The sequence below is a fragment of the Kribbella italica genome, from assembly GCF_014205135.1.
GTDB lineage: Bacteria > Actinomycetota > Actinomycetes > Propionibacteriales > Kribbellaceae > Kribbella > Kribbella italica.
On record NZ_JACHMY010000001.1, the window covers coordinates 6,070,040 to 6,083,387 of the forward strand.

At 69.7% G+C, this 13,348-nt stretch carries 11 protein-coding genes and 1 tRNA gene; 7 read left to right on the top strand and 5 right to left on the bottom strand.

Translation table 11 applies throughout. The features are described from left to right. Positions 1-9: 9 nt before the first annotated feature. The gene (locus tag HDA39_RS28240; protein WP_184800222.1) at positions 10-1,464 is read left to right on the top strand and encodes a PQQ-binding-like beta-propeller repeat protein; all 1,455 of its coding nucleotides are present in this window, start codon (positions 10-12) and stop codon (positions 1,462-1,464) included. Here the strand turns inward: HDA39_RS28240 and dcd are convergent, their stop codons facing one another. Together dcd and HDA39_RS28250 are read right to left on the bottom strand one after the other, a co-directional pair. Further along, positions 1,465-2,040, bottom strand: a complete 576-nt coding sequence (gene dcd, locus HDA39_RS28245; protein ID WP_184800224.1) for a dCTP deaminase — start codon at positions 2,038-2,040, stop codon at positions 1,465-1,467. A gap of 372 nt (positions 2,041-2,412) precedes the next feature. After that, positions 2,413-2,850 (bottom strand): MarR family winged helix-turn-helix transcriptional regulator, encoded by a 438-nt coding sequence (locus HDA39_RS28250; RefSeq protein WP_337925927.1) that lies wholly within the window; start codon positions 2,848-2,850, stop codon positions 2,413-2,415. 225 nt (positions 2,851-3,075) lie between these two features. On the opposite strand from HDA39_RS28250, the gene HDA39_RS28255 reads away from it, so the two are divergent. Together HDA39_RS28255 and HDA39_RS28260 are read left to right on the top strand one after the other, a co-directional pair. After that, positions 3,076-3,149, top strand: a tRNA-Gly gene (locus HDA39_RS28255). Between the two features lie 230 nt (positions 3,150-3,379). Beyond that, positions 3,380-4,597: a DUF6652 family protein gene (locus HDA39_RS28260; protein ID WP_184800228.1), complete on the top strand. Its 1,218-nt coding sequence runs from the start codon at positions 3,380-3,382 to the stop codon at positions 4,595-4,597. Positions 4,598-4,633: 36 nt separating this feature from the next. On the opposite strand, the gene HDA39_RS28265 is transcribed toward HDA39_RS28260, so the two are convergent. Continuing rightward, complete coding sequence (locus HDA39_RS28265; RefSeq protein WP_202893143.1) at positions 4,634-5,365, bottom strand: SDR family oxidoreductase; 732 nt, start codon at positions 5,363-5,365, stop codon at positions 4,634-4,636. A gap of 165 nt (positions 5,366-5,530) precedes the next feature. On the opposite strand from HDA39_RS28265, the gene HDA39_RS28270 reads away from it, so the two are divergent. Continuing rightward, on the top strand, positions 5,531-8,023 hold the full coding sequence (locus HDA39_RS28270) for a polysaccharide lyase family 8 super-sandwich domain-containing protein (protein WP_184800230.1): 2,493 nt from the start codon (positions 5,531-5,533) through the stop codon (positions 8,021-8,023). A 118-nt stretch (positions 8,024-8,141) separates the two neighbouring features. Here HDA39_RS28270 and HDA39_RS28275 read toward each other — a convergent pair whose 3' ends face one another. After that, entirely contained in the window at positions 8,142-10,343 is a 2,202-nt protein-coding gene (locus HDA39_RS28275) for a DUF8094 domain-containing protein (protein WP_184800232.1), read from the bottom strand. Positions 10,344-10,514: 171 nt separating this feature from the next. On the opposite strand from HDA39_RS28275, the gene HDA39_RS28280 reads away from it, so the two are divergent. The 3 genes from HDA39_RS28280 to HDA39_RS28290 are packed head-to-tail and all read left to right on the top strand — an operon-like array spanning position 10,515 to position 12,295. Beyond that, positions 10,515-11,105 (top strand): TetR family transcriptional regulator, encoded by a 591-nt coding sequence (locus HDA39_RS28280; RefSeq protein WP_184800234.1) that lies wholly within the window; start codon positions 10,515-10,517, stop codon positions 11,103-11,105. Position 11,106: 1 nt separating this feature from the next. Then, the gene (locus tag HDA39_RS28285) at positions 11,107-11,850 is read left to right on the top strand and encodes a CPBP family intramembrane glutamic endopeptidase (RefSeq protein ID WP_184800236.1); all 744 of its coding nucleotides are present in this window, start codon (positions 11,107-11,109) and stop codon (positions 11,848-11,850) included. Positions 11,851-11,854: 4 nt separating this feature from the next. Further along, positions 11,855-12,295, top strand: coding sequence for a GNAT family N-acetyltransferase (locus HDA39_RS28290; RefSeq protein WP_184800238.1), 441 nt, complete (start codon positions 11,855-11,857; stop codon positions 12,293-12,295). On the opposite strand, the gene HDA39_RS28295 is transcribed toward HDA39_RS28290, so the two are convergent. Then, a complete protein-coding gene (locus HDA39_RS28295; RefSeq protein WP_184800240.1) occupies positions 12,292-13,323 on the bottom strand; it encodes a DNA polymerase III subunit beta family protein in 1,032 nt (343 codons plus the stop codon). The genes HDA39_RS28290 and HDA39_RS28295 overlap by 4 nt on opposite strands. Positions 13,324-13,348: the final 25 nt, after the last annotated feature.

Below are 13,348 nucleotides of genomic sequence, written 5' to 3' on the forward strand. Positions count from 1 at the left end.
GACAAGCGAATGCTGCGTCCGTTGATCATGGCAACTGTTGCCGCCACTCTGCTCGCCGGCTGCAGCGGGGGTGACGACAAGGCGACCGACCAGCCCTCGAGCGACGGCGGGCCGTCCGCCTCGGCCTCCTCGACGCCGACCGGGCCGGACCTCGCGACGTTCGACCCGCCGAAGGCGTTCACGCCGGTCTCGGCGCTGGCGCAGGGCAACACCGGTCAGTCCAACCAGTTCAACATCGAGGCGGGCATGGTCGGCGAGGCCTCGCTGTACGCGCTGCGCAGCGGCCTGACCGCGCGCACCCTGAGCGCGAACAGCTGGGAGGTCCCGGCGTCCGACGTACCGACCACGACGACCAACGACTTCACCGCGCCGATGGCCGTGCAGCTGAACGGCAAGGAGGTCGTCGCCACGGCGTACACGCAGATCGTGCAGGGCAGCGGGACGCAGAAGGCCCACGGTCAGGTGAGCTTCCAGTGGATCGACCCGAGCACGGGTGACGTGCTCGCGACCGCCGTCGCCGACCTGTCGACGCTGCTCGGACCGGGCAACAGCGGCAAGGACTTCTACCAGCCGGCGTACGACGCGGCGACCGGGCAGATCGCGATCGGGCTCACGGTGTCGTCGCCGGACCGGTCGGCGAAGATCCGGCAGTTCACCGTGTTCGCCGACCCGGTCACGAAGAAGGCGAGCACGATCCCGTCGGTGCGCGCGGCCGGTGTCCTGAACGGCACGGTCGTCGGCGTCAAGGGCGAAGGCGGCGAAGGGGCCAAGGACAACGCGATCGTCCAGGTCGACGCCGTCACCGGGACGGTGAAGAAGACGGTGCCGGTGCCGACGATGAACTACCTCAGTCCCGCGGGATCGGGCGGCAAGCACGCCTACTTCAGCGGCACGGGCTATGTGCAGGACACCAAGTACGACCACCACTACGTGAACTCGTTCTACGCGGTCGACATCGCGACCGGCGAGATCGCGGAGGCCAAGCTGCCGAACTCCAAGGACCAGGGCGGTGGCGCGGGCTGCCTGTCCGACCACGTCGCGGCGGTGGTGTGCAACGTCTCGATCGGCGACCAGAAGGGGATCGCCGGCTTCGACGACAGCACCGGCAAGCTGGCCTGGAAGTACGACGCGTCGGCCAACCGGATCGTGCCCGCGATCACCGCGATCTACAACGGCCTGGTCTACGGGACGGCCGACGAGCAGGCGGTCCTGCTGGACGCCAAGACCGGCACGGACGTGCCTTCCAGTGCGGCGACGCCGACCGAGGGCAGCACGCCGTCCGACGCGCAGTCGTCGTTCAGCGGTGGCAACATCGGCGGCTGGGGCGACACGTCACTGCTGAACGGCGAGCCGAAGTCGCCGGTGATGGTCTCGAAGTACGGCAGCGTCTACCTGCAGGACCCGGGCAGCAAGGCCCCGACCAACACCGAGAAGATCCTGGTGGTCCAGAAGGCCGTCGGCTGATCAGATGTCGGTGCGGTGGAAGTTGAGGTGCGAACGCGACGGAGTCGGTCCGCGCTGCCCCTGGTAGCGCGAGCCGTACTTCGCTGAACCGTACGGGTGCTCGGCCGGTGACGACAGCCGGAAGAAGCACAGCTGGCCGATCTTCATGCCCGGCCACAGCTTGATCGGCAGAGTCGCGACGTTCGACAGCTCCAGCGTCACGTGCCCGGAAAAGCCCGGGTCGATGAACCCGGCCGTCGAGTGCGTCAGCAGGCCGAGGCGGCCCAGCGAGGACTTGCCCTCCAGCCGCGCCGCGACGTCGTCCGGCAGCGTGACCAGCTCGTACGTCGACCCGAGCACGAACTCGCCCGGGTGCAGGATGAACGGCTCCTCGCCGAGCGGCTCGACCGTGCGGGTCAGGTCGGGCTGTTCCTCGGCCGGGTCGATGTGCGGGTACTTGTGGTTCTCGAAGACCCGGAAGTACCGGTCCAGGCGTACGTCGACGCTGGACGGCTGGACCATCGCAGCGTCGAACGGGTCCAGCTGGACCCGCTTGGCGTCGAGCTCGGCCAGGATGTCGCGGTCGGAGAGCAGCACGCAGGCACAGTAGCGCAGCCCAGCCTCCAGAGGGCAGGCCGGACCGCCTACGCGCCACTCGGAACACCCTTACTGACGGCCCCGGGCGGGTCTCTCGATTCCCGCCGTAGCGAGCAGGTGCTCGGTGCGGTAGCTCGGAGTGCTGGAGTGAAGCCCTCGATGTTTTTCCATCGTGGGCTTTGCTCCAGTGCTCCGAGGTGCCGTGCCGAGTGCCGCGCAGTAGGCGGGAATCGAGAGACCCGCCCACCATCGCTCCCCGTCGACTCGGTCGCCCCGGTCCGGACCCCTCAGCTCTCCGGAACACGGCACCCGAACGGGCCGTCGGCAACAGCTTCCGCCACGGCCGGCGTGCCGCGGCGTACCCGACCTTGCTCAGGCCAGCTTGTTGAACTTCGAGACCTGGTTGGCGAAGGTCTTCACCTGCGTCGGGGACCAGTCCTTGAGCAGGTCCTCGATCACCTTGTGCCGCTTCTTGCGGGCCGCGGCGAGCTTGCGCTTGCCGTTCGCGGTCAGCGTCAGCAACGTCGCGCGCGCGTCGGACTTGTCGGCCGCCCGCTTGAGCAGACCTTCCTCCTCCAGCCGTGCGCAGGCCCGGCTGACCGGACCCTTGTCCACCTCGAGTGCTGCCACCAGGTCGGCCATCCGCACCGGTGCCAGTTCCTCGACGTGGTTCAGCAACGCGTACTGGGCCGGTTCCAGGTCCGGGTGCGCCTCGTCGGACAGCGTCCGCTGCAGACCTCGCAGCCGGCGCGCCATCGTGACGAGCTCCCGTTCCAGGTTGTCCAGTGCGTCGTTAGTGTCAGTTGCCACCTCTTCACCCCTTCTTTGCAGTTGCCCCGCAACCATCTTGTCCGGTCCAGGTCAGGACCGCATCCTCACGTTGCGTCCATTGTTGCCCCCGGCAACGCGTTCTAATCTGCCAGAGTTCGGGCGCTCTGCCCAGCCCTTGGGCAGTGGTTTGTGGAAAACTGCCCTTCGCACCCCCCGTGCAAACGGCCGGGGAAACCAGGTATGATCCTTCGCGTTGCCAGGCGTGCGGGTGTAGTTCAATGGCAGAACATCAGCTTCCCAAGCTGACAGTGCGGGTTCGATTCCCGTCACCCGCTCCATCCAGGGCTCATGTCCTGACCAGCGGTACAGGCGCTTCCCGGAATGCGGGAGGCGCCTTTTCACTTGTGGACGCGCCGCGACACGGCCTATTCGAACATCAACTGACGACCGGGTTTGACCGCTCCCAGAGCGGGTAGCCCCCGGCAACCACCGGCATTTCGCCGATCGGGGCCGTCGCCGGCCGGTGACCCGCGCCGCCGCGAAACTGTCTGGCGGAGGGGGGAAAGAGATGACACCGATGATGGCCAAGGTGTTCGGCGGGTGGCTCGGACTGGGCGCGGTCCTGACGGCCGGCGTGGCCGCGGGCATCGTGCTGAAGCACCCGTTCCGGATCGACGAGGCGAGCGACCTGGGCATCGCGTACGCCGTCCTCGGCGGCTGGCTCGCCGTCCAGCTCGTGCTCGGGATGCTCGTCGTCGCGGACGCGGTCCGGCTGACCCGCCGCCGCGAGCTCGACGCGTTGCAGCGCGCGGCCGATGGCGTGAAGCTCGCCGCGATCCCGTTCTTCCTGATGAACTTCGTCGCGCTGGCCGGCGCGGTCGTGATCCAGGGTGCCGGCGATCGCGACCGGCTCGGTCTCGACGGGTTCCTGGTGGCGCTGCTGTTCGTCGTACTGACGTATCTCGCGTTGCTGCCGACGTCGGCGTACGGCGTGGGCTGCTTGGTGGTGATGCGCAAGGACGAGCAGGTCGGGCCGGTGTTCTTCGGCATCAATGCGACGCTGCATTTTCTGTTCGTCGTCGACGTGCTCAGCTCGATCGTCGTGGTCGAGGTGGCCAGGCGACTGCTCGGGATCGCTCGCGCGCCGGGCGCTTGGTCGCGGAACCTGATGACCGGTGTGCTGGTCGCCGGTTCATCGCTGGCCACCGTCTGGCTGCTGCTCGTCGCGATCTTCTACGGACTCGATTTCCGTCCCGACTTCATCGCCGAGGGCATCTTCTGGCTGGTGCTCGTCCCACCGGCGGAGTTCGTACTCCTGGTGGTGGTACCGGTCGTGCCGTTGGTGACGTTCCGGACCGCTGTGCGGCTGTTCCTCAGTGGCGATCTCGACACATTGCGACGGACGGCCCGGACGGTCAAGCTCGTGCTGATCCCGCTCTTCCTGCAGAACTTCGTGATCTGCACGGTCATCGTGCTCGGCCTGACGTTGCTGCCGGTGGTCGTCACCCGCGGCCTCATTCTCTTCGCCGGCCCGGCCGGGCTCGCGTTCGTCGGCGTCTTCACGGCGACGGGTCTGGTCCCCACGGTGATCGGCACCTACCTGATGCTGCTGCCCACCTCGATCTACGGCGTGACGTGCTTGGCGCTGATGATGCGGCTGCGCGCGGTCAGCCCGCGGTACGGCGTGGTGAACACGCTGCTGCATCTCGTCTTCGTCGCCGACATCGTGAGTGCGCTGGCCGTGTTCAGTGGTGGACGACGTCAGGCCGCCGTGGCTGCTCGCTAGCAACGGCGGCCCGCAGTAGGTCGTACACGGCCTGCGTCAGAGGACGCGCGTGCCGCCGTCGAGCTCGAGGTCGACCGCGTTGACCGCGCCGTTGCGGAGCAGGAAGTCGACGGCGTCGACGACCTCGTCCACCGTCACCGTGCGGCCGATCGGCGTGCGGTTGACGACGTGGGCCAGGTCGGAGTCCGCCCATTTCGGGCTGTCGCCGACGACGCCCGGGTGCAGCACGTTGACGCGCACGGGCGCGAGCTCCACCGCCATCGTCCGCGCCAGCGCGGAGACGCCGCCGTTGGTCGCGGTCACCATCGTCGAGCCCGGGTAGGGACGGTCCTTCGCCAGACCACCGAGCAGTACGACGGACGCGCCGGGGTTGAAGCGGCTCGCCAGCACGCGCACGGTCTCGGCGTACCCGACGAGCTTCACCGTCGCCGCGGTCAGTGCGTCCTCGAGGTCGAACCCGGCGATGGTGTTCGCACTCTGCGCGATCGCGGTCACGACCAGACGATCGACCGCGGTGATCTCAGCGAGCGCCTCCTCGATCGTCGCCGGCTGCGCGAGATCGACCGCCAGCCCACGCGTCGCGCCGCCGACCAGTGCGGCCGCCTCGTCGGCGCCGGCCTTGGTCCGGCTCGTCACCACCACGGAGTCGCCCTGCGCGGCGTACTTCCGAGCCACCGCGAGTCCCAGTCCCCCGCTTCCCCCGACCACCAGCACCTCGGCCACAGCCTGTCCCGCCTTCCAGTCGTCGCCGGCTTGCGCGCCGGACACCGATCACCAGCAACCGCGCCGGCCGCCGATCTGTTCCGCGCTTTCGTCAACGGCAGGTGCCGGCGGTGGGCTGTGGCGGGAAACCTTCGGTAAGCGGTTGCCGAAAGATAGTTGCGGCTGGTTGACTCGGGCCGTGAGGTTCTTCCCTTTCGCCCGGGAGTTGCTGTGGAGCTCAGTCGTCGCCGCCTGCTGTCGTTCGTCCCCGCCGCCGCCCTGCTGACCGCGGTCCATCCCGCGCCGGCCTCGGCCGCCGGCTTGTCCGCCGAAGCTGCCGTAGCCGCCGGGCCTGAACAGTTGCTGGCCAACCTGGCCGGCATCTTCACCGGGACCGCCGAGTCCAACGTGCGCCCGGAGGTCGCCGCCAAGCTCGCCGCGCTCGACCAGACCGCGCGCACCTGGCTCGCGGCGATGGACCGCGCCGGCGCGACCGAGGCCTTCGCCGGGCTGCCGCTCGGGACCAGCGACCCGAACCTCAGCGCGTCGTACCAGCACCTCTACGAGATCGCGCTCGCCTTCCGGCGTCCCGGCCCGGCCTCCGAACTGCAGGGCAACGCCGCGGTGCGGACCAAGGTGCTCGACAAGCTGACCTGGCTGCACGCGAACTACTACGGCGACCAGTCGAAGGGGTACTACGGCAACTGGTTCACCTGGGAGATCGGCATCTCCGGCTTCGCCGGCAAGACCCTCGCGCTGCTCGACGCGCCGCGCGACCTCGTCACGACGTACGTCGCATCGATGGACGCCTACCTGCGCAGCGGCACCAACGGCGACGTGAATCTCGACTCGCGCTTCCACACCGGCGCGAACCTCGCCGACATCACCACCAACCGGATCGTCCAGGGCGCGCTGCTCGCCGACGACGCGCGGATCCGCAAGGCGCTGCAGGACCAGTTCACGGTCTTCGCGACGATCGACCCGTACGACCTGCAGCACGGCGTCACCGACGGGTACTACGCGGACGGCTCGTTCATCCAGCACAGCTCGGTCGCGTACACCGGCTCGTACGGCAAGGGTCTGCTCAGCCGCGTCGTCCAGACCGTCAAGCTGCTCGACGGTACGGCGTACGCGGCAAGCGACGACCTGGTGAAGGTGGTGCAGGGCTGGGTCGAGACCGGGTTCGCGCCGCTGATCTTCGAGGGCTGGATGATGGAGATCGTCAAGGGCCGCGCGGTCTCGCGGCCGGGCACCGGGTACGACGACGTCGCGGTCGTGATCGAGGCGGTCGTCGACCTCGCCGACTACGCGGCCGCCGCGGACGCGGCGCGGCTGCGGTCGTACGTGAAGTTCACCGCGCGGCCGACGCTGAACCCGAACAGCTTCGTCTCTCCCGTCAGTGTCGCGCGGCTGGCCGAGATCGTCGCAGATCCAGCTGTGGTGCCTGCGGATCTGAACCCGGCGGCCTCGTCGGTGGCGTTCAACGCGATGGACAAGACCGTGCACCGGCGGCCCGGCTACGCGTTCGCGCTGGCGCGGAACTCGGAGCGGATCAGCAAGTACGAGTACATGAGTGGTGAGAACCTGCTGCCGTGGTTCCAGGGTGACGGCGCGTACTACCTCTATCTGTCGGGGCAGGACCAGACGCAGGCGTACGGCGTCGACTACTTCACCACCGTGTCGCCGTACGGGCTGGCGGGGGTGACCGCGCCGGTCGAGACGCGCCAGTCGATCCCCGCGCTGTACGGGACGGCGTACTACGACAACCCGACGCACCCGCTGAACTTCACCCCGTCGTCGGAGTCGCAGAACACCTACGTGTACTTCCCGACCGGCACGAACCGGCACTCCGGTGGCGCGACCTTGGACGCGGTCGGGGCGGTCGGGTGGGTGCAGTCCGACGACTACGCCTACGCGCAGCGGGCCGAACTGCCCGACGATTTCGTTGTCTACCGCAACGCTTCGGCGACCAAGTCGTGGTTCCTGCTCGACGACCAGATCGTCGTCCTGGCCGCGGGCGCCGGCGACGCCCGGCGCGCGGCGACGACGACCGTCGATGCCCGTCCGTCGGTGGCTCTGCCTGCTGTCGAAGGCGTCCTCCGCAACGGCCGCCGCTGGTCGGGCGCGGGCGTCGCGGATCTCCGCTGGCTCCACTACTCCAACGGCGCCCAGTCGGTCGGCTACTACTTCCACGCTGGTTCCCGGGCCCGCGTGGGTCTGGATCAGGTCACCCGCAGCCGCCGCGTCATCCGTACGTCGAACCCGGACACCGCGGTCACCCGCAACGTCTTCTCCCTGACCCTCGACCACGCTGCCGGCGCGCTCACCTCCCACGCGTACTCGCTGCTCCCCAACGCGAGCCGCACTCAGCTGGCCACCCACCGCCCGCCGCGCATCCTCACCAACACCACCCGAGGCCAGGCCATCCAGTCCGCCAACCTCACGGCCGCCAACACCTTCACCTCCGGCCCCCACTTCCTCCCCGGCCTGATCATCGACGGCCCCGCCTCCACGATCACCCGCACCACCGGCCGTCACCTCACGGTGGCTGTCTCCGACCCCACCTTCGCCCGCGCGACGATCACGCTGACGATCCCGGCCCGCTGGCTCACCCTCACGGCCCCCAACCCCGCCGTCCGCCTCACCCACACCCTCCTCGGCACCCGCGTGACCTTCACCACCCACCACCAACACGGCGCAACCATCACCGCCAAGCTGCGTTAGAGGCAGGATCCCGACGTCCACCACTGATCAACCTGCCGCCAACCGCCGACTTCACCCCCCGCACACGCCTGAGCAGAACCGACCGAGCGAGGTTGATCAGTGCTGGGCGTCGGCTGGGTCAGCTGCCGCCGGCTCCGACGAGTTGGCCGTCGAGGGAGAGGATTTGGAGTTTTCCCTGGCCCTTCGGGGGGATGACGACGGCCAGTTGGTGGAGGTAGTCCTGGTGGAGGGTTTGGGTGTACTTCACGTAGCTGCTGAAGGCGGTGGGAGGGCCGCTGGTCCAGTACGCGTTGGAGCCGGGCTCGACGCGTTGGAGGTACTGCTCGGTGAGGGCGAGGAAGACCAGCGCCCGGCCGTCCGCGGTGATGAAGGTGAGAGGGTCGCCGGAGGGGCGGAAGGTGTCGGTGGCCGTGGCGATGTAGGGCTTCTTGGCGTCGGTGACCTTGTCCTTGGCGCGCTGGTTGAGCAGCGTGACGGTCCCGGGCGACGGCGTGAAGAGGCTTGCCTTGGGTGAGTTCGGTCCGCCCGTGAGGTACTCCGCGAGGTTGGCGGCCGCGGACTGCGGGAGGCTGGCGAGCTTGCTCATGTCGGTCTTGGTCGGGGCGCGGAGGCCCTCGAGCGGCGGGAGTTTGACGGTCGTGCTCGGATAGACCGAGTACTTGAGCACCCACGGGTCGCCCGCGGTCGTGCGCTCCCAGACGCCGAGCTGCTTGTTGTCGGGGCTGGTCGAGACGCCCGACGCGACGACGAAGCGCATCGGGTACGCCCCGTACTGCGGCGCGCCGACCACCGGCTCGGTGTACGTGAACGGCTTGACCTTGTCCTTGCCGGTCTCGTCGGTCTTCCGGCCGATCTGGTACCCGGCGCGGGTCATCGCGAGCGTCGGGTCGGTCTCGATCGCCTCGGCCAGCTTGGGGTTGCGGGCCTGGTTGGCCTGGTTGTTCAGGTCGTTGTACTTCTCGACGACGGCCAGCCCGCCCGCCACCGTCACAGCCGCCCGGGTGAACGGGCCGCTGCTGGTGTTCTCCTGCGGTACGGCGACGCAACCGGTTGCCGTCAGCAACAGCATGCCGCCGGTGAGGGCGGAGACCACGCGCTTCGCCTTGGGCGGCGAGTACGCCGGGGCCTGGTACTGCGGCGGGATGCCCGGCACGGGGGCCGGGCGGGGGGCGGGCTCGTCGGCCGGCTCGGGCCGGGGCGCGGATGCGCCCGTGCCCGTGCCCGGGCGAGACGAACCCGCCGAGGTGGGCGCCGAACCCGCTGGGGTGGGGGCCGACCCCGCTGAGGCGGGGGTCGAGCCGGACGAGGCGGCGCCTGAGCCGGACGACGCGGGGCCTGAACCGGACGACGCGGGGCCTGAACCGGACGAGGCCGGGCCTGAACCCATCGAGATGGGGGCCGAGCCCGCCGACGAGGGAGCTGGGGTCGAGGCGGGGGCCGGACCCGAGGTCGGCGCGGGAGTCGGGGCTGGGGCAGGCGCGGACGGGCGCACCGGAGCGGGCGCCGGGTCCTGCGCGGGGAAAGGCGAGCGCACCGGCACCGGGTCTTGCGCGGGCACAGCCGGGCGCACAGGCGCGGGCACGGGCGGGCGCACAGGCGCCGGATCCTGCGCGGGGACGGGCGGGTGCGCCGCGGCGGTCGGGCGGCTCGGCACTGTCGGCACGACGTACGGCATCGTCTCCTGCCGCGTCACCGGCGCACTCGGCTCCTCCGGTCGCCGGCGACGCGGCATCACCAGCCAGATCCCCAGGAACAGCAGAATCAGCCCGGCCCCGAGCACCACCAGGCAGATCCCGAACAGGCCCTTGAGCTCGGCGCCGAACGTCACCGTGGCATCGACTCCCGGCGTACCGTCCGCGTTCATCACCACCACGTCGTACGCGCCGTCCAGCGTCTCCCACTCGGCGGACTGCTTCCCCGCGCCGCCCGCGTCCGCGACCCACCAGTCCAGCCCGGTCGGCGGGTTCAGCCGCTCGGAGCCGCCCTTCATCTCCTGCGTCGCGATGTCCGACGGCAGGTCGAAGCGGACGATCCGCGTGTACGACGCCTCGCCGAGGTAGCTGCTGACATCCAGGTCGTGGGCGACCCCGACGAACACCGGCCGCGCGCTCGACGCCGTCACGTGCAGCGTGAAGCCGTGCCGGGCGAGCAGGTCGGGGGCGGTGGCGACGGCGAGGCCGCGACTGGTCAGCCGCTGCTCACCGGTCTCGACGGTGCTGTCCGGGCCGACCAGCCAGAACGCGGAGGCGGCCCCGGCAAGCGTGGCGACCACCCCCACGAGCGCGAGTGGCAGACCGAGGGTGATGCGGGCGAAACGCATGTATGGGGCTCCCGTTGACGACTTGTCAGGTCCAGGGCGGAGGACCGACCGGCACAGACCCTAACCACAGGCAGAGGTCGGCCGTCGTTCACGAATAACTGATCGGGCAGCGATCTGTTACTGTCTTCGAGTTAGTGAATGGCCATTTATAAACTGCCGAGGGGGTACGCCGTGGCTCGCCCACGCCTGATCGACGACGACGCGATCCTGGACGCGACGCGCGTCGTACTGGCCGAACTGGGCCCGGTGAAGCTGACCCTGGCGGCCGTCGGCGCGCGGGTCGGGCTGGCCGCGCCGACGCTCATCCAGCGGTTCGGCTCCAAGCGCGGGCTGCTGCTCGCGTCCGCGGCCCGGTCCCCGCTGATGGTGATCCGCGCGGCCGCGGAGGCCGAGGCGCGCAACACCTCGCCGATGGCCGCGCTGCGCGACTTCGCGCTGTCGAGCGTCGCCCACATCGAGCGGCGTGAGCAGCTCGGCAACGGACTGGGGTTCGTGCAGCTGGACGTCGCCGATCCCGAGTTCCGCGAGCACGCGCTGGCGCACTCGGCCGCGATCGTCGACACCACCGCGCGGCTCCTCGGTGCCGCCCGGACGGCCGGCGAGCTGAAGCCTTCCGCCGATGTCGACGCGCTCGCCCGCCTGACCCTGGTCTGTTTCAACGGCGCCCTGCAGGTCTGGGCCGTGAACGGCTGGGGCTCGCTGACCGACTTCCTGCGCGACCAGCTCGACCTGCTGCTCGCGCCGTACCTGATCGAGGAGTGACATGTTTCTGCGCGTAGCCGTCTTCTACGTCGCCACGCTGCTGTTCTCAGGCCTACTGATCGCTCTACAGGGCGGTATCGGACCGGATCCGGACCTGCTGGAGCTGGTGCAGTTCGCGCCGGCACTCGGCGTCGGGCTGATGTTCGTGCTGTTCCGCCGTACGACGCGTGTGGAGGCTCGCTTCACGCCGGTCGAGGTGGTCGCCCGCAAGTCCGCGCTGGTCGCCGGGATCGTGGTCGCCGCGATGGCCGTGTCGGTCGTCGTCCATGTGGTCGCCGGGCAGCCGCTGCACTTCGACGAACAGAAGTACCCGCTGTGGGCGCTGACCTTCACGATGCTGATCGGCTCGGCCGGCGAGGAACTCGGCTGGCGCGCCTACCTCCAGCCGTACTTGCAGACCCGGTACGGCGTACTGCGCTCGTCGCTCACCGTCGGCGTCCTGTGGGGCGTGTGGCACGTCGGCGGGTTCGCGAACGGGCCGGTCTTCATGGGCGCGTTCCTGGTGATGACGATCTCCCTGTCGGTCGTCCTGGGCGCCGTGCTCCAGTCCGCACGCGGCACAAATCTCGCCGTCGCGACCGTCGCTCACACGGCGGTCAACCTGTCGATGTTCGCACTGTTCGACGAGGAGTCGGGCCACGCGTTCCCGATGGTGGCGATGGCCGGCGCGTGGCTGGTTGCCGCCGTCGTCACGCATCGGCTCTTGCGGCCGACAGTGGTTGCCCCGGTGTTGGTGACACGCTGAGCCCATGCCTGTACGCCGCCTGACACCGTCCGACTGGACCGACCTGTGGCCGCTGCTCCAGGGCTTCGGGACCAAGCTGCCCGAGGACGAGGCGCGGGACGTGTACGGCGAGCTGCTCGTGGACCCGCGCTGGGCGATCTTCGGCGCCTTGTTCGAGGACCGACTGATCGGGTACGCCGCCGCGCAGAACTATGGGCCGCACTTGCGCGCCGGGCGGCGGCATCAGGGGCGGCTGCACGACCTGTACGTCGAGCCGGGCGCTCGCCGTACAGGCGTTGGGCGGGAGCTGGTCGCGGCGGTGGTGGAGTGGGCCGCCGGGGAGGTGCGCTGGCTGGAGTGGCAGGCGCACCACGAGCGGGCCGCGCCGTTCTACGAGCGGCTCGGGTACCGAGGGGCGGCTTGTCCGCAGCCGGAGTATCCGACGTTCGAGATCGACTTCGGTTAGAGGCGGTTCGGCATGACCAGGGTGGTGAAGGTGCCCTGGTCGGCGGAGCGGATGACGACGGGGCGGTCGGGTGCGTGGATCTCGAGGAGGACGTCGGGGCCTACGCCGGTCGCGAGGGCTTCGGCGAGCAGGCGGGTGGTGAAGCCGATCCGGAGTGGGGCGCCGGTGATGATCGCCTCCAGCTTCTGGTTGCCGATGCCAATCGTTTCGCTTTCGATGCCTAGAGCAACTACCTCGTCGGTGCCGAGGAGTTCGGCGAGGGCGGCGCGGTCGGCCATCACCCGGCAGACCGGTGGTTCCAGCCCGTCCAGGATCAGTTGGTAGTCGGGGTACTCGGCATCCATCGACGCGAGGGTCCGCGTCTCCGCGGAGGTTGACAGCGTGAGGTCGCTTCCGGCCCGCAGGTGGACCGTGTCCGCGGCGGCCAGCCACCGCGTCAACTCGGTCAACGCCGGCGCCGGGATCAGGATCGCTCCGGGGGTGCCGTCGAAGGACTGCGGATGCAGCTTGCGGACCGCGAGCCGGTACCTGTCGGTGGCGACGAGGGTGACTTCGGTTTCGCTCAGTTCGATCCGTACGCAACCAAGCGCAGGGATCGGCTCAGGTTCTGCGGCCGCCGGGGCCACCTGGCGGATCGCGCTGGCGAGCTCCGGGCCGCCGAGGGTCACCTGGGGCGACTTGCTGGACGTACTGGATAGCCCCGCGAGGATCCGCTGCGCGGCCTGGCGAGTGCTGGCCGCCTTCTGCTCGACCGTCCGCAGATGCGCCTCGACCACCGCCACCGCCGCCGCGGCTCCCGGCGCGCCGTCGAGCACCCGGCGTACCTCCGGAAGCGGCAGATCGATCTCCCGCAGATCCCGCAACAACCGAGCCCGCTGCTCCTGGTCGGGCGCGTAGTACCGGTACCCGTTCCCCTCGTCGACCACCGCCGGCCGCAGTGCCCCGCAATCGTCGTAGAACCGCAGCGCGCTGGGCGTCAACCCCACCCGCCGCGCAAACGCGCTGATGCTCACCAGGTCGTCCACCACGCCTCGATCCAACACCTTCCACCCA